Origin of the sequence: Rhodococcus sp. PSBB066, from assembly GCF_017068255.1 — a bacterium.
Lineage (GTDB): Bacteria > Actinomycetota > Actinomycetes > Mycobacteriales > Mycobacteriaceae > Rhodococcus > Rhodococcus aetherivorans.
This window is the reverse complement of sequence record NZ_CP070859.1, coordinates 1,803,298-1,820,810: the sequence shown is the minus strand read 5'-3', so window position 1 is coordinate 1,820,810 and position 17,513 is coordinate 1,803,298. Positions and strand designations below refer to the sequence as shown.

Annotated in this window: 16 protein-coding genes and 2 pseudogenes; 6 read left to right on the top strand and 12 right to left on the bottom strand. The window is 69.4% G+C overall.

What is annotated here, in order from left to right:
* Positions 1–81 precede the first annotated feature (81 nt).
* A complete protein-coding gene (locus tag JYA75_RS08545) occupies positions 82–1,308 on the bottom strand; it encodes an acyl-CoA dehydrogenase family protein (RefSeq protein WP_185713104.1) in 1,227 nt (408 codons plus the stop codon).
* Positions 1,309–1,454: 146 nt separating this feature from the next.
* Between JYA75_RS08545 and JYA75_RS08540 the strand changes: the two genes are divergently transcribed.
* A complete protein-coding gene (locus JYA75_RS08540; protein ID WP_065922066.1) occupies positions 1,455–1,853 on the top strand; it encodes a DUF5313 family protein in 399 nt (132 codons plus the stop codon).
* Between the two features lie 168 nt (positions 1,854–2,021).
* On the opposite strand, the pseudogene JYA75_RS28740 reads toward JYA75_RS08540, so the two are convergent.
* Both JYA75_RS28740 and JYA75_RS08535 read right to left on the bottom strand, forming a co-directional pair.
* A pseudogene (locus tag JYA75_RS28740) lies at positions 2,022–2,424 on the bottom strand (deaminase); the annotation flags it as partial.
* A 187-nt stretch (positions 2,425–2,611) separates the two neighbouring features.
* Positions 2,612–2,893 carry a hypothetical protein gene (locus tag JYA75_RS08535; RefSeq protein WP_006941479.1) on the bottom strand — a complete coding sequence of 94 codons (282 nt, stop codon included), beginning with the start codon at positions 2,891–2,893 and terminating at the stop codon, positions 2,612–2,614.
* A gap of 347 nt (positions 2,894–3,240) precedes the next feature.
* On the opposite strand from JYA75_RS08535, the gene JYA75_RS08530 reads away from it, so the two are divergent.
* Positions 3,241–4,116 carry a hypothetical protein gene (locus JYA75_RS08530; protein WP_072636296.1) on the top strand — a complete coding sequence of 292 codons (876 nt, stop codon included), beginning with the start codon at positions 3,241–3,243 and terminating at the stop codon, positions 4,114–4,116.
* 80 nt (positions 4,117–4,196) lie between these two features.
* Here JYA75_RS08530 and JYA75_RS28735 read toward each other — a convergent pair.
* From JYA75_RS28735 to JYA75_RS08515, 4 genes and pseudogenes are all read right to left on the bottom strand, one after another.
* A pseudogene (locus JYA75_RS28735) lies at positions 4,197–4,587 on the bottom strand (IS3 family transposase); the annotation flags it as partial.
* A 585-nt stretch (positions 4,588–5,172) separates the two neighbouring features.
* On the bottom strand, positions 5,173–5,871 hold the full coding sequence (locus tag JYA75_RS08525; RefSeq protein WP_185713105.1) for a UPF0158 family protein: 699 nt from the start codon (positions 5,869–5,871) through the stop codon (positions 5,173–5,175).
* 444 nt (positions 5,872–6,315) lie between these two features.
* On the bottom strand, positions 6,316–7,116 hold the full coding sequence (locus JYA75_RS08520) for an extensin family protein (protein WP_239010548.1): 801 nt from the start codon (positions 7,114–7,116) through the stop codon (positions 6,316–6,318).
* A gap of 209 nt (positions 7,117–7,325) precedes the next feature.
* Complete coding sequence (locus JYA75_RS08515; protein WP_185713107.1) at positions 7,326–8,048, bottom strand: GNAT family N-acetyltransferase; 723 nt, start codon at positions 8,046–8,048, stop codon at positions 7,326–7,328.
* A 649-nt stretch (positions 8,049–8,697) separates the two neighbouring features.
* Here JYA75_RS08515 and JYA75_RS08510 point away from each other — a divergent pair.
* The 4 genes from JYA75_RS08510 (at position 8,698) to JYA75_RS29170 (ending at position 12,965) form a co-directional block, all read left to right on the top strand.
* Positions 8,698–8,922 carry a hypothetical protein gene (locus JYA75_RS08510; protein WP_185713108.1) on the top strand — a complete coding sequence of 75 codons (225 nt, stop codon included), beginning with the start codon at positions 8,698–8,700 and terminating at the stop codon, positions 8,920–8,922.
* 88 nt (positions 8,923–9,010) lie between these two features.
* Positions 9,011–10,693, top strand: a complete 1,683-nt coding sequence (locus JYA75_RS08505; RefSeq protein ID WP_203329871.1) for an alpha/beta fold hydrolase — start codon at positions 9,011–9,013, stop codon at positions 10,691–10,693.
* A gap of 421 nt (positions 10,694–11,114) precedes the next feature.
* Entirely contained in the window at positions 11,115–11,744 is a 630-nt protein-coding gene (locus tag JYA75_RS08500) for an antibiotic biosynthesis monooxygenase (RefSeq protein WP_006941464.1), read from the top strand.
* Positions 11,745–11,978: 234 nt separating this feature from the next.
* Complete coding sequence (locus JYA75_RS29170; protein ID WP_312026487.1) at positions 11,979–12,965, top strand: DUF4188 domain-containing protein; 987 nt, start codon at positions 11,979–11,981, stop codon at positions 12,963–12,965.
* Positions 12,966–13,106: 141 nt separating this feature from the next.
* Here the strand turns inward: JYA75_RS29170 and JYA75_RS08485 are convergent, their stop codons facing one another.
* The 5 genes from JYA75_RS08485 to JYA75_RS08465 form a co-directional block, all read right to left on the bottom strand.
* Positions 13,107–13,604, bottom strand: coding sequence for a GNAT family N-acetyltransferase (locus JYA75_RS08485; protein ID WP_231385953.1), 498 nt, complete (start codon positions 13,602–13,604; stop codon positions 13,107–13,109).
* A gap of 86 nt (positions 13,605–13,690) precedes the next feature.
* On the bottom strand, positions 13,691–14,146 hold the full coding sequence (locus tag JYA75_RS08480; RefSeq protein ID WP_231772428.1) for a nitroreductase/quinone reductase family protein: 456 nt from the start codon (positions 14,144–14,146) through the stop codon (positions 13,691–13,693).
* 14 nt (positions 14,147–14,160) lie between these two features.
* Positions 14,161–15,039, bottom strand: coding sequence for an alpha/beta hydrolase (locus JYA75_RS08475; RefSeq protein ID WP_029546187.1), 879 nt, complete (start codon positions 15,037–15,039; stop codon positions 14,161–14,163).
* A gap of 20 nt (positions 15,040–15,059) precedes the next feature.
* Positions 15,060–15,692, bottom strand: a complete 633-nt coding sequence (locus JYA75_RS08470) for a TetR/AcrR family transcriptional regulator (protein WP_006941449.1) — start codon at positions 15,690–15,692, stop codon at positions 15,060–15,062.
* Positions 15,689–17,494: an amidohydrolase family protein gene (locus JYA75_RS08465; protein ID WP_185713109.1), complete on the bottom strand. Its 1,806-nt coding sequence runs from the start codon at positions 17,492–17,494 to the stop codon at positions 15,689–15,691. Before JYA75_RS08465 ends, JYA75_RS08470 begins: the two co-directional genes overlap by 4 nt.
* Positions 17,495–17,513: the final 19 nt, after the last annotated feature.

Genomic DNA, 17,513 nt, shown 5'->3' with positions numbered 1-17,513 from the left:
TAGTGGAATCTGCAGCGCAGGTGCAGATACCGGTCCCGGGTACCGGGACCCCGGACCGCGCGGCCCGGCCCGGGGTCCTGGTCACTCGGCGAGCAGGCCCTTGGCGATGTGCGTCACCTGGATCTCGTTGCTGCCCGCGTAGATCATCAGCGATTTCGCGTCCCGCGCGAGCTGCTCGACGCGGTACTCGGCCATGTAGCCGTTGCCGCCGAAGAGCTGCACCGCCTCCATCGCCACGTCGGTGGCCGCGCGCGAGGAGTACAGCTTCATGGCCGAGGCCTCGGCCAGGCCGACGGGCTTGCCGGCCTCCGTGCGTTCGATGGCGCTGAACACCATGTTGCGGACGTTGATGCGGGCGATCTCCATCTCGGCGAGCTTGAGCTGGATCAGCTGGAACCGGGAGATCTCCGCTCCCCACAGCTTGCGGGTGCGGGCGTAGTCCTTGCACAGGCGCAGACATTCCTCGATGATGCCGAGGGCCAGGTAGGCGATGCCGATCCGCTCGGCGGCGAAGGATTCGCGCGCGCTCTCCTTGCCGTCGCTGCGGCCACCCTCCTCGGTCTCGCCGAGCAGCCGGTCGCGGGTGATGCGGACGTTGTCGAAGAACAGCTCGCCGGTGGGCGAGGAGTTCATCCCCATCTTCTTGAACGGCGGGCTCTGGGTCAGTCCCTCCATGCCCTTCTCGAGCACGAATGCGAGCACCTTGCGGTCCCGGCGGTCGATGCTCGGGTCGCCCTCGTCGAGCTTGGCGTACACGATGAGGACGTCGGCGTAGGGACCGTTGGTGATGAAGGTCTTCTGCCCGTTGAGGATGTAGTCGTCGCCGTCGCGCCGGACGGTGGACTTCATTCCACCGAAGGCGTCCGACCCGGAGTCGGGTTCGGTGATGGCCCAGGCGCCGACCTTCTCGAAGGTCACCAACTCGGGCAGCCACCGCTTCTTCTGGGCGAGCGTGCCGCGGCTGCGGATGGTGCCCGCGGTGAGGCCGAGGCTGACGCCCATCGAAGCGACGAGCCCGAGGCTGACCCCGGCGATCTCGCTGTTGAGCAGGGCCGCCATGCCGCCGGAGCCCATACCGCCGCCCGGCTTGGCGGACGACGCCTCGCCGGCCTCCTCCCGGGCGAGGGCCTTGTTGAGGCCGTCGCGGGCCAGCTCGTCGATGCCGAAGGCGGCGAACAGTCTGCGGATGATGTCGTAGGGCGGCAGCTCACCGCTCTCGAGCCGATCCACGTGGGGGCGGATCTCCTTGTCGATGAATCCGCGCAGCGCGTCACGGAACATGAGATCGGTGTCGGACCACTCGTACATGCCTCGAAATATAGAACACGTTCTCGTGTACGTATACGGATCCACGGAACCGGCAGTGACATCGGGCATATTTAGCCTACGATTAGTTAATGCACGATCTATTTGCGTAGACTCCTGGTGTCGCCCCCGCACGAAAGGCCCGAGAGATGCGCACCCGTCCCGGCCCGTTCCAGTGGCTCGCCTACGCCGTCGGCCGCCCCCTTCCCGCCTCGATGCGCGAGTGGGTGCGCAACGACCTGATCGGCGACCACGCCGTCGCCCGCCACATGGTCCGCAGCCAGGTCCCGTTCCTCCCGCTGTACGCCGCGTTTCTGCTGCTGCCCGGCCCGGTGTGGCTGCGCCTGTCGACGATGGGGCTCGGCGTCGCCCTCGCGCTGTTCTTCTCCGCCGCCTACATGGCGCAGAACCGCCGGCGCCGGCTCGAGCGCAACGGCCTGCCGGGAGACCTCGAGAATCCCCGGCGCGTCCGGGAGCGCGACGCCGAGAAGGCCGCCTACGAGCGGCTCCACTCCACGATGCGCGCCGACCTGCGGACGCGGGGGTAAGGCGCAGTCACCTCTGCCGAGTTGACGTTGCAGAGGTGGGTCCGAGGAAGCTTCACCACAGGACGACCAGCCGTCGGTGTGGCCTTTCAGCCCGAGATCCGGGTTCTCACAGCCGATACGGCAGCGGCGTGCCGATCGCCTCCACCAACGGCAGAAGACGGCACCGATCGTCTCCTCCTCGAGCCGCGCGACGACGTCGACGGCGTCACCGCTCACGACGGTCGCGTTCGGCCAGTCGAGGGCCCCTTCCAGTGTGGTCGACACACCGTGCGGCATGCTCCTCATCCGGGTGACCCATGAGTCGTTCGCGCCGGACTCCTCGGTCCTCGAGGCCGGCAGTCGCACGAATTGCCGATAGGTAGTGGCTCCGAGGACCATCCGGCCGCTCCGCGTCGTACAGGGCGAGGCGGTGGTCGAGCAGCGCGGGGCCCTGCTTACTCCAGCAGCCGCGGTGGGAGCCGTAGCCGTCCGGGCTGGAAAAGACGTCGAAGGTGGAGGTAGCGGTCCTGATGCTCTCCTCGAGAGCGGGTGATCGGGTGTGGATACAGACTGAAACCACGGCCGAACTCATCGCCGTCGGACTCCAGACGTCCGGCCGCCCGGATGCCACCGACGGACCACCGCTCCACGGTGATCGGCATGCGCTAGGGAAGACCAGCCCTCGGCCTCCTTCCGGCGCCGGTGGTCCCACGGGTGCGCTGCTCGCCGCCCGGCTCGGCACGGGCGCCGCCGTCGGCTCCGGCCGACCGGCGGGTGCTCTAATTCGTTCCCGACTCATCCGGTCGCAGCGCCCGAAAAAGCCGGTCCGGGTCGAGTTCGGCTACCGGGGCCACCACCACACCGAGCGCCCGCGCCTCGGCCACCGCACGGGCCAACAGCCGGCGGGCACGCTCGTAGCGGCACCGAAGATCGTCGGTCAGCGCAACATCGCGCAGTGCGACTCCCGCGGGGACCTCCTCGAGCGCCTCCGCGACCAGAGACCGCACGATGAGAACCCCGGTCTGTACACCCTCGACCGCCCAACGCTGCTGCCACTGCATGCCGACCGCCCTCGACTCGGCCCAGCACCGATCACCCGCCGCCATTATCCGCCCCGCAGGCCCACGGCGTCACGCCTGCGAACAAGGAGATCGCCGTCGGTGACGTGCCCGGTGTCGCAGACTGCCGCCGCGACGAGACGGGGTCACCGCCGCGACGACCCGGTCCCGCCGGCCGGCGGGACCGGGTCGCCGGTCCGGGGATGCAGGCGCCCGAGATCGACCCTGGGTGGGCGTCGATTCGACTGCGGGAGGTGGCACGCCGCCTCACACCACCCCGGTTTCGGATCCCGGAGTCCGAGCCGGGTGATGCGGTGACAAACGCCTGATCGTGGAGTTGAGTCGACTCTGTGCGTCCAACCAAACTGTCAGTCGCCTTGGGCCGAGAAGCCCTCGCCGCGCGTACCGAATCCGCGAACGGCTGGTTGCAGGGAACACCACCGGGACGGACGGTCCGGCGTGTCATCGACGGACTCATCGACATCGAGCTCGCCGACCGATCGATGAGCCTCGCAGCCAAGATCTTCACCTCGGTACTGCCGCTGATCATAGCCGCCTCGATCTTCAGTGACTGGGATCTGGCCACCCACGCAATCGAGGAACAACTCGGTATCGACTCGACCGACCTGTCGGCCTGGACCAGCGAATACGACGCCACCGACCCGACCTTCGCGGCATTCGGTGTCCTCGGATTGCTGCTGGTCGCCATCAGCGGCACATCATTCACCCGGACCCTGGCACGGATCTACGGAAAGATCTGGAACGTGCCGCCGATCAGCGCCCGCGATGCCTGGCGGTGGCTGGTGGTCCTCCTCTTGGTCGCTGCGTCGGCTGCGCTGATCGGCGTGATACGGCAGGTGTCCGGTCCGCACTTCGTCGGCAGGTCGCTGGCGATCCTCGGCGAACTGGCGGTGTGGGCGGTCGTGTGGACCGTGTGCCCGTATCTGCTCACCAGGGGCGCGTTGTCCGGTCGCGTGCTGTGGGCCACCGGGATGCTCACCGCGTCAGGCCTCACGGTGGTCCGTGCCGCAGGTCGGATCGTGCTGCCGAAGCTTACAGCCACAGCAGAGACGAAGTTCGGTCCCCTGGGGGTGGTGTTCACCTCGATCAGCTGGCTGTTCGCGCTGTCGATGGTGATCGTGGGTGCCGCGACGATCACCAAAGCACTCGCCCTCGACGAGAGTTACCTCGGCAGATACCTCCGCGGGCCGAGCGCCGGCGCCTGAGGTAGCCCGTCGCACTCAGGCCCGTGAGAAGTAGCTGCCGACGGCACGATGAACCGGCCTGGATCGAGTGGAGACCTCGTTCAGGCCACCTCGAGGCCTGAGGCGGCGGTGGGACGGGGTTCGCGAGAGCGTGTCTCGTAGTCGATCGGCGAGCGGTATCCGATCGACGAATGCAGCCGGTCCGCGTTGACCAGCGCACCCGCTCCGCGGTTTCCGTCTCCACTTCTCCGCTTGCGTCCGCACGGACCACAATCGGTCCCGGCGGATCAATTCGATCTTGTAGAGCCCTACGGTCGGTTCCCTCATCGCGTTGTCGAGGGCGTCCCCGACGCCACCGATCGAGCCGGCGATGCCCGATTCGGTCCGTGCCTCGGTGAACGTCCGTGAGGTGTACTGACCGACCGCATCCGGGCGATACACCAAACCCGTTGAGATGGAACGCAAATCGGTTCTCTTCCGGATGAACAGCGCTTACCCGTGCACGCCGCCGACGGCGCGGGGGCGTGCCGGTGTGGTTGAGCTCGGCCGCCGGCCCGGACGAACGGTGGTGGACGTTTTCCGGGTTACGCTCAACCGGCCCCAGAAGGACGATAGGAAAAGTGCTGTAATGCTCTGCAGTCAAACACTTTATCCGGTGTCGCCGTATACCGAAGCCGCGCGACGGGCAGGCCGGGTCCATCCCGGTCCGACGTCGGCGCGCCAGGGGGCGCGTCGTTCGACGATCGTCGGGTGGCGCGTCGTTATGCCGCGGACGTACGCGCGGAAGACGGCCCGTTCGCAGTTGGTATCGAGCAGCATGAGCTCCACAGTGTCGTGGCCACCTCGTCCGGGATCCGGAGGTGGTGCACCGGGCTCCTCGGCACGGCAGCGCACTGACCCAGCGGACCCCGATTCCCGGCGGTGGCGGCCCGCACCGGCGCACCCGACTGCTCGGCGAGACGGCGCGCTGGGCCGGGAGCCTCGTCCGGCAGCTCGAGGAAATGACGCAGATCGCCGACGAGCACGCTGTCAGAGGACTCGACTCCGGGCCCGTCTCGTGCTCCGCGAGCCCGGTACCTATCCGATATGGCGGGGACGTACCCGATACCCCTGGTCTGTGAGCCATGCGCGGGCGCGACCAGCTCTGCGTTCGTCCGAGAACAGCCGATACCGGTGAAACTCGTTGGGCGACTGCGAGAGCGCGTCCTTGAAGCGGCGGAAAGCGCCTCGCCCACCGAGCGCGATGCGCAGCTGCTCGGCCAGGGCGGGATCGGCCACCGAGTCGAGGAACACCTCCATGTCGCGGTAACCGGGGCGCGATCCGACGCACTCGACGAACAACCAGCGGTCGGGGTCGCCGTCCGCGTCGTCGTCGGACATCTCGTCGATGACCATGGCCGGCCACGTCTGCCCGGTCTCGAGGTCGAGACGGCCGCCGCCGTAGACGACATCGCCTTCGAGCAGCGAGGACAGCTCGTCGAGATCGACCGCCAGTGGCCGGAGCATCGGAGTGGCCCGGGCCAGTGCGGCCTCGAGCTGGTCGGCGAGCTCCGCGTCTCCGGTCCAGCCACGCACGTGCAGCGCCGCGGCGCACCGGGCGGCCACCTCCCGCGCTCCGGGCAGCCGATCGTCGACGGCCGCGACGAGCGCGTCTCCGATCAACTGCAAGACCGCATCGGCGGGTCGTCCCCGCACCAGATCGAGGACCGTGTCGGTACTCGTGTGCAGAGCGGCACGCAGCGCCCGCACCGCGTGTTCGTCCCAGACGGTGTCCATCGAGTGCCGACGATAATCGCACCGGCCCGACGCGGCATCGTTTCGGCCTTCCGGTCGACCACCTCCCTGCCGCTGGCGACAGCCGCACCGTCCGATACGACGAGCGCCCAGGACCATACGGCCCATGGCTCCCTCGCACCGACATGAAAGCGAGAAACTCGCTTTTCGGACCGCCTCACGGTCGAGCTGCGAATCCCGTTGCGGACTGACACCGAGGATCACTGCGATATCCCGCACCGACAGCCCAGGGCGGCGCAGATGCACCACCGCCGCCCGCGCAGCCTGCTCCTGCGCGCGAGCGGCTGCTTCGACCCGGGTGCGCGCCTGGCGTGCTTCGGCGATGGAACGACGGTCCGACCTACCACCATCTGCGGGCAAAGCAGAAGCCGCTGTTGTGGATGCCCGATGCGGTGACCTGGTGCAGCTCCTGCAGGGACGAGCACCCTACCGCAGGTGCGCCGGCGGGTCGCCGGGGGTGATACCGAGGTGGATGTGATCGTGGTGGACGCGGTCGGAGAAGAAGCCCTTGCGTACTCCGTTGAGGTCGACAGGTCCACCGACCTCGGTGGCCCCCAACTCGGCGGCTCGCCGCATCAGCCGAAGCGGTCGATCGTCACCGGCCGGGGCGACCACCGGCCGACCGTCGATCTCGCGGATGTCCACGGCTCGTCCGACGGCGTGGTTGGACACCCGCGCGGTCGGAAACACCGTCTGGATGTGGCCGGTATGCATCACCTGGATCGTCAGGGTGAACTCCCGGGACAGTGCGTGAAGTATCGCCAGCAGCTGGGTGTCGATCCTGCCGGTGCGGACGTCGCTCCGGGCGGGGTCCGGCAGGACGATCTTCGGGTCGGCGAGCACCGCTGCGGCCGTGTCGGTCAACGGCAGCGGCGAACCCAGCGAGGTCGGTGGGACGAGTCGCTCGACGGTCCAGTTGCCGCCGGGTTCTCGGGCCAGCCGCACGTCCACGACGAGTTCTCGGATCCAGGGCCCCGAGACGGTGCGCAGGTTCTGACCGACCAAGGCGATCACCGCCGCGGTGTCGCGGGCCAGCCCACCGTACTGCGGATAGACCACGGTCAGTTCCCCGACGCGGGCGGTGGACGGTTGGAGGACGGACGCGGTCGCTGCCGCCGCCGGTGACGCGCCGGCCCGGACGAGGTTGTCGACGGCCGTCCCGTCGTCGCTCCAGTTGCCGGCGGTTTCCAGAAACGCCGCCGCGGTGCGCTTGATCTCCGGGGACACTTCGCCTGGGGCCGGCCGCCAGCGACTCGCGTCGGCGGACAACGGAGAACGAAGTGGGCCGGCTCCGGGACCAGGGTGAGGTTGCTGCGGTGTCGGCGTGGTTGCCGGGTGCGCAGGTTCGGACGGGGTCGACTCGACGGCGCACGATGCCACGGCGGCGGCCGAGCCCGCGGTCAGCAACGTCAACAGCTGACGCCGGGTCAGATTCATCAGGGATCTGTCCCGCACCGGTCGCAGAAACTGCCGGGGCAGGCCGGAGGCACGACGGGGTGGCGATAGCTGCGTACGGCGACGCCGTCGCGGGTGAGGTGTTCGCGCACCGGGCTCCATCCCAGGTGTTCGTAGAACGCGCCGGCGCCGTCCGGGCCGGCGCTGGTGAGCAGCTCGGCTGTTGCAGCGCCCCGCTCGTGCGCATGGGTGAGAAACAGCTCGACCAGGCACGCACCGACGCCGCTACCCCGCAGCGGCGGCCGGACGGCGACCGCGGCCAGCAGAGCTACCGGCACGGGATCGATCTGGGCCGAGTGCGCGGCAGGCCGTAAGGTGATCGTGCGAAGAAGGCGTCGGGTCCACGGCCCCGCCCGTGTGCGCAGGAACCGCACCGCCAGTGGTGGGTGATGCAGCAGCGACAAGGCTGCGGTCGACGCCAGGGCCAGCATGCAGCGGCGGTCGGCCAGCACCGCCCGCATGTGTGCCGATTCGTCGGTCGATCCGAACAGGAAGGCGCACACGTCCTCGCCGGAGTCGCACCGACGCACCGCGACGAACGCCACTGCATGCGGTGAGTCGAGGAATGTCCTGTGCCAGCGACGCATGAAACGCGGCCCCAGAGCGGGGAAGAACCCGACAGGCAGCTGCTCGATGTGCAGTTGCGCTGTGGCGTCGAGATCGGCGGCAGTGGTGCCTCGCAGGACGAGATCGTTCGCGGTCAACGGACCGGGCCGTGAGGAAGGCGCCGGTCGGGCACGGCACCGCGGGCGGCGGCGACGCAACGTCGGTCGGTACACGAACCGGTTCCCCTTCTGCGGTCAGGTCAGGCCGGGCATGCCGTGGCCATTTCTCGACGTCGCATCTCTCGATACGGCCGCCGAATCTCCGACGCAAGGCCGGACAGCATTGCGCCGATCCCTGGGCACGGAGTCTTCTGCGCCGCAACTGGGTGCTCCGGGCCGTGAGATGGCGGAACCCGAGCGATCGCGCCGACACGAGGAGGGCGACGCGCGTCGCGGCTCCTCCCGCGGGCCCAGAAGCACGTGGCGTAGTTGACGGTGTGGTCTTACCCGAACAGGGTGCTGCTCCTCACGGACGACGGCCTGCCCTCAACCCTCTTCCCCGGTCCGGACCGGGGAAGACGAAGTCCTGTCTCGAGTGTGCCCCTGGCGGTATGGCTTCGCCCGCGTTTCCGAGGAATCTGCTCGAGACCCGAGCCGGGCGTCTCACGGAGCGGACCCTCGCCGGAAGCCACGGCTGGGCCGAAACGCGGCTGCCGGACTCGGCTGTCAGGACAGCGACGGGACGGCGGTAGCCTCAGGTCGTAATCGAGCACCACCTCGATCTCCTCGACGGAACATCCTCGAGCAGATGCACGGCATCGACGACCATCTCCGGGACCTGGTCGAGCCGACGAGCCTGGGCTGCGGCCTCACGGCCGCAGGGGGCGCGGTGTCCGCCACCCGAGCGAACTCGTCCGCGGCGGTCTCGACCGTCACCTCCGGCTCGCGGGCGTGGAACCGGACGCTCGTCCCGGTTCGCCGGCGCCGGCCCCCGAGCGGCCGCGTCATGCCGAGATGGATACATACCGCCTGAATGTCTTACCGCCTAATGTAATTCGATACTGTTGGACGTCACAGCATCAATTCGGTGAGACAATCCAGGAGTCGAAGGGAGGCGCATGATGGCCCAGGCACGAACCGTGATCGGTGAGAGCGTCGAGGAGTCGATCGGGGGTGGCGAGGACGTCGCGCCACCGAGGCTCGGGCCGGCCGTCGGCGCCCTGGCCGACGTGTTCGGTCACGGCCGGGCGGTGGCCCGGCACGGCGTGTCGTTCGGCAGGGAACTGGCGAAGATCGCCGTCGGCCGGTCGACGGTGGCTCCGGCGAAGGGAGACCGCCGGTTCGCCGACTCGGCGTGGAGTGCGAACCCCGCCTACCGCCGGCTCGGGCAGACCTACCTGGCGGCAACCGAGGCCGTCGACGGAGTCGTCGACGAGGTCGGTCGCGCGATCGGCCCGCGACGCACGGCCGAGGCCAGGTTCGCCGCCGACATCCTCACCGCGGCCCTGGCCCCGACGAACTACCTGTGGACCAACCCCGCGGCGCTGAAGGAGGCGTTCGACACCGCCGGACTCAGCCTCGCACGCGGCACCAAGCACTTCGTCTCCGATCTGATCGAGAACCGGGGCATGCCGTCGATGGTCCAGCGCGGCGCCTTCACCGTCGGGAAGGACCTTGCGGTGACCCCGGGTGCGGTGATCTCCCGCGACGAGGTCGCCGAGGTGCTGCAGTACACCCCGACCACGGAGACGGTCCGCCGCCGGCCGGTGCTCGTGGTGCCCCCGCCGATCGGCCGGTACTACTTCCTGGACCTGCGGCCGGGACGCAGCTTCGTCGAGTACAGCGTGGGCCGGGGCCTGCAGACCTTCCTGCTGTCGTGGCGCAATCCCACCGCCGAGCAGGGCGACTGGGACTTCGACACGTACGCGGGCCGGGTGATCCGGGTGATCGACGAGGTGCGGGAGATCACCGGCAGCGACGACGTGAACCTGATCGGTTTCTGCGCCGGCGGGATCATCGCCACCACGGTGCTCAATCACCTTGCCGCGCAGGGCGACACCCGAGTGCACAGCATGGCCTATGCGGTGACGATGCTGGACTTCGGCGATCCGGCACTGCTCGGCGCGTTCGCCCGGCCCGGCCTGATCCGGTTCGCCAAGGGCCGGTCCCGCCGCAAGGGCATCATCAGCGCCCGCGACATGGGGTCCGCGTTCACCTGGATGCGCCCGAACGACCTGGTGTTCAACTACGTCGTCAACAACTACCTCATGGGTCGCACCCCACCGGCCTTCGACATCCTCGCCTGGAACGACGACGGCACCAACCTGCCCGGCGCCCTGCACGGTCAGTTCCTCGACATCTTCCGTGACAACGTGCTCGTCGAGCCCGGCCGGCTCGCCGTGCTGGGCACGCCCGTCGACCTGAAGTCGATCACCGTGCCCACGTTCGTCTCGGGCGCCATCGCCGACCATCTGACCGCATGGCGCAACTGCTACCGCACCACCCAATTGCTCGGTGGAGAAACAGAATTCGCGCTCAGCTTCTCCGGGCACATCGCCAGCCTGGTCAACCCGCCGGGCAATCCGAAGGCACACTACTGGACCGGGGGCACACCCGGCCCGGACCCGGATGCCTGGCTCGAGAACGCCGAGCGGCAGCAGGGCAGCTGGTGGCAGGCCTGGTCCGACTGGGTGCTCGCCCGCGGCGGGGAGGAAACCGCCGCGCCGGACGCACCCGGCAGTGCGCAGCATCCCGCGCTCGACGCCGCTCCCGGCCGGTACGTGCGCGACCTGCCCGCCGGCTGACCGCCCGTCCCCCGGCGACCCGTCCGGACCCGGACCCGGACGGGTGTCCCACCACAGCGGTAGTGACGACCGCTCTGCTCCTGCTGGAGACCCGCTCTCCGGCACCTTGGAGACGTCTCGGGTTTGCAACGCCTTCCGATCGTTGCATCGACCCATGGAACGGGCGCCTCCCGTACCCGTCGGACAACGCGCAGACGCACCCGACGGCGTGGTGACACAACACCGGCGCAGCATTCTGCTGTGGACACCGAGGGCATGCACCTCGGAAAACACGAGACCCCGCGAGCCCGCGACGACTGCGACCGCTCCTGGCCGCCGAGAGAATCGGCCACCGCCCATTGCCTCCGGCGGATTGAGGGAGCAGGGTGAAGCACGGGGGAATGACCGGCGACGCCGCGTCGGCGCCGCCCTGAGGAGAAGGGTGCCGATCATGTTCGCACGCTCCACCACAATTCACGCGCATCCGTCGTACATCGACGCCGGGATCAAGCACGTACGCGACACAGTGATGCCCGCGCTGGCGGACATCGAGGGCTGCCTCGGAATGTCCCTGCTGATCGATCGCGGCTCGGGCCGGTGCATCGCGACCAGTTCGTGGCGGGACGAGGAATCGCTACGCGCCAGCGAGGGCCCGGTGCGGACGCTGCGTGACGCCGCCGCCGAGATCTTCCACGGCACCACGGAGGTCTCGCGGTGGGAGATCGCTGTCATGCATCGCGACCACCATTCCGAGCGCGGGGCCTGGTGCCGCGTCACATGGGTCAAGACCGAGCCGGCCCACATGGACCGCGGCGTGGACATGTGGAAGATGGCCGCACTGCCCCAGATGGAGGAACTCGAGGGCTTCTGCAGCGCCAGCCTGATGCTCGACCGCGCCGCGGGTCGCGGGGTGTCGTCGCTGACGTTCGACAGCGCCGAGGCGATGGAACGCAGCAGAGAACGCGTCGACAGCATCCGGGCCGAAGTGGCTCGCGCGGCGGGCGCCGAGGTGCTCGATACCTGCGAGTTCGAGCTCGCCATCGCGCACCTGCACGTCCCCGAGATGGCGTGAGCTGATCAACTTTCGAGAAGGACGACCCCGGCCGGTTGCGCCGGCTGCCGCAGCGACCGGCCGTCATTCGAAAATCGAATATGTGCTCGAGCAAGGGGAGCGGTCTACGCACCGAAACCGTGTCCGAAGACATGAATGCCGTGTCCGAAGACGTAGATTCAGGGACCGGAGACCGGTCACCATCACTCACACCCGGTGGGGGCGCGGCGGTGCGAGGCCGGATAGGAGGCCGCCATGATCGAAGTCGAGGACAGCATTGTCATCGCGCGCCCGATCGGCGAAGTATTCACCTTTGTCGCGGACCAGACCAACGCTCCCCGATGGCAAGACGGATTGCTGGAAGTACGCCGGATCACCGACGGACCGCCGGGAGTAGGTACCAGGCATGTCGCTGTCCGTAGATTCATGGGACGCAAGCTCGAGCTGACCAACGAGTACGTCCACTACGAGCCGAACACGAAGATCACCTTCACCGGGGCTTCGGGACCGAGCAGTTTCGAGGCGGCGTATCTGACCGACACGACGGCCGACGGGACCCGGGTGACGTGCCGCATGCGGATGGAGCAGAGGGGCCTCTTCAAGCTCGGTGACCCGCTGGTTGCCGCCGGCCTCCGACGGGAATTTGCCGTGAACCTGGAGAACCTCAAGGGTCTGCTCGAAACGAAGGCCGACGGCCACCTGCCGACGAAGGACCGTGTCATGCGTGTCGACCGTTCGACCATCGACCTGTCCGGCTACCCGGACCTGGTCGTCGTCTACCTCGGAATGCGCGTGAATCGTCCTCGCGGCTTGCTGCGGATGCTGGGGCTCGGACCGCAGATCAACCGCTCGTGGAAGGACAAGCCCGACGGGCTGCTGCTGCACGAGGACTTCATCTGGTCCCTGCTTCCGCCCCACGCCGGGATGCGGCAATACTGGCGCGACCTGGACAGTCTGGAACGCTGGACCCGCTCCGACCCGCATCGGCTCTGGTGGCGCACGTTCCTGCGCGACTCCGGCGGCACCGGGTTCTGGCACGAGACCTACTTCATGCGCGGCGGCGTCGAGGCGATCTACGACGACATGGCCGAGCCGACCGGTCTCGCGCGGGTTGCCCCACACGTGCCGGCCCGCGGAGCGATGTTCTCCGCACGACGGCGCGCGGGCGACACGACGCCGGCAACGGTCGCGCCCGTGGTCTTGGAGAGCAACTACTACGCCGACGAACCGGAGACGCGCTGACCTTGCTCCCGGGTGTTCCGAGGGGGCGCGGCGACCGGTCCGGGGAAGTAGCCCCCGCCGGGCCCCGACTGCGGTTCCGCCCGGCCCCGGCGCTGCAGACAGGGATACCCGTCGCTCGCGGTGGTTGTCACAGGGGGCCGGTTATCGGACGAGTCTGACTTCGACGAGAGCCGTGCCCGGGTAGTTCTTCTCCGCTCCGTCGGGCAGGAAGCCGTTGCGGCGATAGAAGCTGTGCGCGCGGGGATTGTCCTCGGCGACCCAGAGTTGCGCACGGTCCCCGGCCAGAACCGCGTCGAGAAGTGCCTGCCCCGCACCACTCCCGTGGTGTTCGGGCAGGAGATAGAGGGTGTAGAGCTGAAGATCTCGGACGGGGTCCTCGTCGTCTATCGGTATGCCTGCAGAAGCGAACCCGACAATCTCCCCGTGAGCCTCTGCAACGCGTAGTCGCGGCGGCCGCCGCGGTCCGTTCAGCATGGAGCGCCACATGGCCGTCCGCTGTTCGAGCGCGTCGTCGTCGAAGAAGGAGCTCGGGAGAAGGTGCCCGTACGTGGCGCGCCAGGTGACGATCAGCACCCGAGCGATCGCATCGGCGTCGGCCGGTCCGGGCGCCCGCACGTGGAACTCCGAAGCCTCCCGCACGGTTCGAGACTAGCAATGCGGGCAGATACCGCACGCCGGGCTCGTCGGAGGGCCGATGCCGACCCTGACCGATTCGGCGAGCCCTGTCAATCCTCGTACGGCGCGAGGACGTAGATCGGGATCTCCCGCTCGGTGCGCCGGGCGTACACCTCGTAGTTGGGCCACACCTCCACCAGCACCTCCCAGTGGATCGCCCGCTCGCTGCCCTCCGAGCGTCGCGGTACCACCACGGTCTCGCGGCCGCGGTAGGTGACCCGGGCCTCGTCGGCGGCGTCGAGATTGCGGGCCCAGCCGGGCAGCTCCGGCATCCCCCAGTTCGAGCCGGCGACGAGCCAGGCGTCGTCGTGCGGAACGCCCAGCAGCGGCGTGCTCCGCTCGACCCCGCTCTTGCGGCCGCGGACCGTGAGGACGAGCTCCGGCAGGCCGGCCAGGGTGAGCAGGGTGACGCGGCCGAACGTGACCCGCTGGATGGTGTGGTCGACGGTGACGATCTGCTTGCCGAACCGCGGCAGCCACGGCTGGCTCCCCAGTTTCACCGCCACCGGCCGGATCGGATTCACGCCGGCGACCAGGCCGCCAGGACCGTGCGCACGGCGGTGACCACCGCCAGCGGCTGGTCGATGACCGGGTGATGTCCCGCGACCGGCAGATCCGTCACCAGCGCGTCCGGACCGAACTGGGGCCGCATCCGGGCCAGCAGGTCGGGACCGACGATGCCGTTCTCCGAGCGGAAGTAGGCGATGCGGCACTTCGCCTCGAAGCTCTCGAGGCTGGTGCGCCGGTCCTTGGTCATCCGCAGGGCGTCGAACTTCCAGCTCCACCCCCCGGGCACCTGCCGCATGGACTGCCGCGCGATGTGCTCGAGCACGTACGGCTCGGCGGTCTCCTGGGGCGGGACCAGCCGGAACCGCGCCATCGCCTCCTCCGCCGTCGGATACACCTTCGTGCCACTGCGCTCCCGCGCGGCCTGCGCCCGCATCTCGATCTCCTCGGGCGTCAGGTCCCGGATCGGGGAGTCGAGGATCACCACCCCGTCCAGCCGGTCGCCGTACAGATGGGAGGCCGCGAAGGAGACGATCCCGCCCATGCTGTGGCCGACCAGCACCGGGGGCCCGGCGATCCCGCCGGCCTGCGCCACCGCGAGCACCTCCGCGGCCCACAGTTCGAGGGAGTAGCCGTCGCGGTGGCCGCTGTCCCCGTGCCCGCTCATGTCCAGCGCGACGACGCGCCGGCCCTCGGCGAGCTGGGGTGCGACGTGATCCCACCAGCGCGAGTGCGCCATCCCGCCGTGCACCAGCACGATGCCGGGACGGCCCTCCTCACCCCACGCGCGGTAGGCGATCGAGACGCCGTCGACCTCGACGTTGCCGGTCTCCACCGGCGCGGCAAGTGCCTCGACGAACCACTTCGGCGCCGATTCGTTGTCGATGCTCATTACCCGAACCTACTTCGCTCTCACCTTCCGGTCACCAGCTGGGCCACCAGAGCGAGACGCGGCTCCTCCTGCTCGGGCTGCGGGTGGACCACCGCGGCGACGGCCTCCCCGTCCAGCAGGTGCACGATCGTGAACAGCAGCGTGTCGAATTCCGCCGGTTCGAACCGGGAGGCGATCGGCAGGGTGCGGCCGAACTCGGCGATCTGGGCGTGGTACCGCTGCGCCATCGGAGCGAGACGGGCGCGCAGCGCGGGATCGGTGCGCGCCGCGCCGAGCAGTTCGTACCAGGCGGCGTTGATCGGGGCGCGGCACGCGGCCCGCAGCAGCCGCAGGCACTCGCGGACCGACTCGGGGCTGTCGCCGGGCCCACCGAGTTGTTCGAGCCCGAGCCGGAAGTTCGCGAACTGCCGCTCGCGGACGGCGTCGGCGGCGGCGACCATCAGATCGAGCCGGGCCGGGAAGTGCCGGAACACCCCACCGGAGGACACCCCGGAGCGGCGGCACACCTCCCCGATGGTGGTGGCGGTGTAGCCGAGTTCACCGAGGGCCTCGACGGTCGCGTCGAGGATCCGCTCGATCGTGGCCGTGCGGCGCTGCTGCTGGGTGCGCCGCCCCGCGACCGGGTGTCGTTCTCGCTCCGGCGCTTCCGTCATCGGGTGCCGCTCCGCTCCGGCACGGGTCCACGCGCGTCGACGCCCGCGCGCAGGAAGCGCCCGGTGCCGACGGTGGCGCCGTAGCCGGGCACGAACTCGCCCGCACGGAACACCACGCGCCCGGCCACCGCGGTCGCGGTGACGGCGGCGTCGTTGCGGTTGACCATGCGGCTCAGTCCGCCGAACTCGGGCATGGGCGCCTCGTGGTAGGCGTCGGTGTCCTCGTTCAGACCGGCCGGGTCGACCACCACGAGGTCGGCGCGGTCGCCGATGCGCAGGTGCCCGGCGTCGATGCCGTAGAAGTCGCCGAGTTCACCGGTGAGCTTGTGGATCGCCGATTCCAGCGGCATGACGGGCTTTCCGCGCCCGGCGTACTCGTGGATGCGGCGCAACATGCAGATGCCGTAGTTGTAGAACGCCATGTTGCGCAGGTGCGCGCCGGCGTCGGAGAAGCCGACGGTCACGCCGGGCTGCCGCAGGAGCCGGTTGGCCACCTCCGGCCGATCGTTCGCGATCACCGTGTGCCAGCGGAACTTCCGTCCGTGTTCGACGACGAGGTCCAGGAAGGTGTCCACCGGGTGCACACCGCGTTCGCGCGCCACGTCGCCGATGGAGCGGCCGACGAGCGACGCGTCGGGGCACTCCACGATGGTGGTGTCGTCGAAGTCGCGGTGCCACACGCGCGGCGAGAACTTCTTGTCGAAGTCCTGCCGGAACCAGCGGCGGTACGCCTCGTCGCGCAGCAGCTCGTTGCGGGCGACCTCCTCCTTCAGGTGCAGGGCGGCCCGCCCCGAGCCGAACTCCTCGAACACCACGAGGTCGATCCCGTCGGAGTACACCTCGAACGTGGTGGGCAGGTGCTGCCAGCGGAAGGCGCCGCGGCCGATCCGGTTGGCGGCGAAGGCGATCGGAGCGAAGATGCGGTGCACCCAGCGTTCGGCCTTGGTGTCGGCGGCGGCGAGCACGGCGGCCTTCATCGGCTTGCGGCCCAGGCCGGTGGTGGCGAGGGCGAAGAACGCCACGTCGTACTTGGTGTTGAGGTTCGGCACGGCCTGCAGGACGCGGCCGCGGCGGCGCAGGATGCGGTGTATCCGGCGGAACTCGGACCACGAGGCGTGGGTCGAGGGCAGCGTGCGGGAGCGGTAGCGATCGCCGTCGAGTTTGTCCCAGGGATTCGTCATGGTGGACACGCCGAGGAATCCGGCGTCGAGGGCGTCCTCGATACCGGCCTCGATCGCGGCGAGTTCGGCACGGCTCGGAGCGCTGGCGGGATCGGTGGAGCGGCCGAGCCCCAGGACGGCGGCCCGGACGTCGGAATGCCCGATGAACGCGGCGACGTTCGGGCCGAGCGGCAGGGCGTCGAGCGCGGCGACGTATTCCCGGGGCGACGACCAGGTCCTGCCCTGCTCGAGCGCGGCGAGCACGTGTTCGCGGGGCAGCGCCTCGACCCGGCTGAACAGGTCCGCGGCGTCGAGCGGCGGCACGAACACCGTCGAGAGCGAGCAGTTGCCCATGAGGACGGTGGTGACGCCGTGCCGCACCGACTCGGGCAGGCCGGGCGAGACGAGCACCTCGGCGTCGTAGTGGGTGTGGGGGTCCACGAAGCCGGGCATCACCCACCGGCCTTCCGCCTCGATCACCTCGGTGTCCGGCCCGATGGGCAGCGGTTCGGCGCTCGCCGCCGCCACCACGCCGTCCCGGATACCGAGGTCGCGGACGACGCCGGGTGCGCCGGTGCCGTCGAACCACAGACCTCCGCGGACAACCAGGTCGAACTCGGCGGGCGCCGGTGTCGTGTCCATGTGACCTCCCTCACGTCGA

Coding starts and splice junctions, on each gene's coding strand:
- JYA75_RS08545 (WP_185713104.1), bottom strand. CDS start 1,308: ATGTACGAGTGGTCCGACACCGATCTCATGTTCCGTGACGCGCTGCGC.
- JYA75_RS08540 (WP_065922066.1), top strand. CDS start 1,455: ATGCGCACCCGTCCCGGCCCGTTCCAGTGGCTCGCCTACGCCGTCGGC.
- JYA75_RS08535 (WP_006941479.1), bottom strand. CDS start 2,893: ATGCAGTGGCAGCAGCGTTGGGCGGTCGAGGGTGTACAGACCGGGGTT.
- JYA75_RS08525 (WP_185713105.1), bottom strand. CDS start 5,871: ATGGACACCGTCTGGGACGAACACGCGGTGCGGGCGCTGCGTGCCGCT.
- JYA75_RS08510 (WP_185713108.1), top strand. CDS start 8,698: ATGCACGGCATCGACGACCATCTCCGGGACCTGGTCGAGCCGACGAGC.
- JYA75_RS08505 (WP_203329871.1), top strand. CDS start 9,011: ATGGCCCAGGCACGAACCGTGATCGGTGAGAGCGTCGAGGAGTCGATC.
- JYA75_RS29170 (WP_312026487.1), top strand. CDS start 11,979: ATGATCGAAGTCGAGGACAGCATTGTCATCGCGCGCCCGATCGGCGAA.
- JYA75_RS08475 (WP_029546187.1), bottom strand. CDS start 15,039: ATGAGCATCGACAACGAATCGGCGCCGAAGTGGTTCGTCGAGGCACTT.
- JYA75_RS08470 (WP_006941449.1), bottom strand. CDS start 15,692: ATGACGGAAGCGCCGGAGCGAGAACGACACCCGGTCGCGGGGCGGCGC.
- JYA75_RS08465 (WP_185713109.1), bottom strand. CDS start 17,494: ATGGACACGACACCGGCGCCCGCCGAGTTCGACCTGGTTGTCCGCGGA.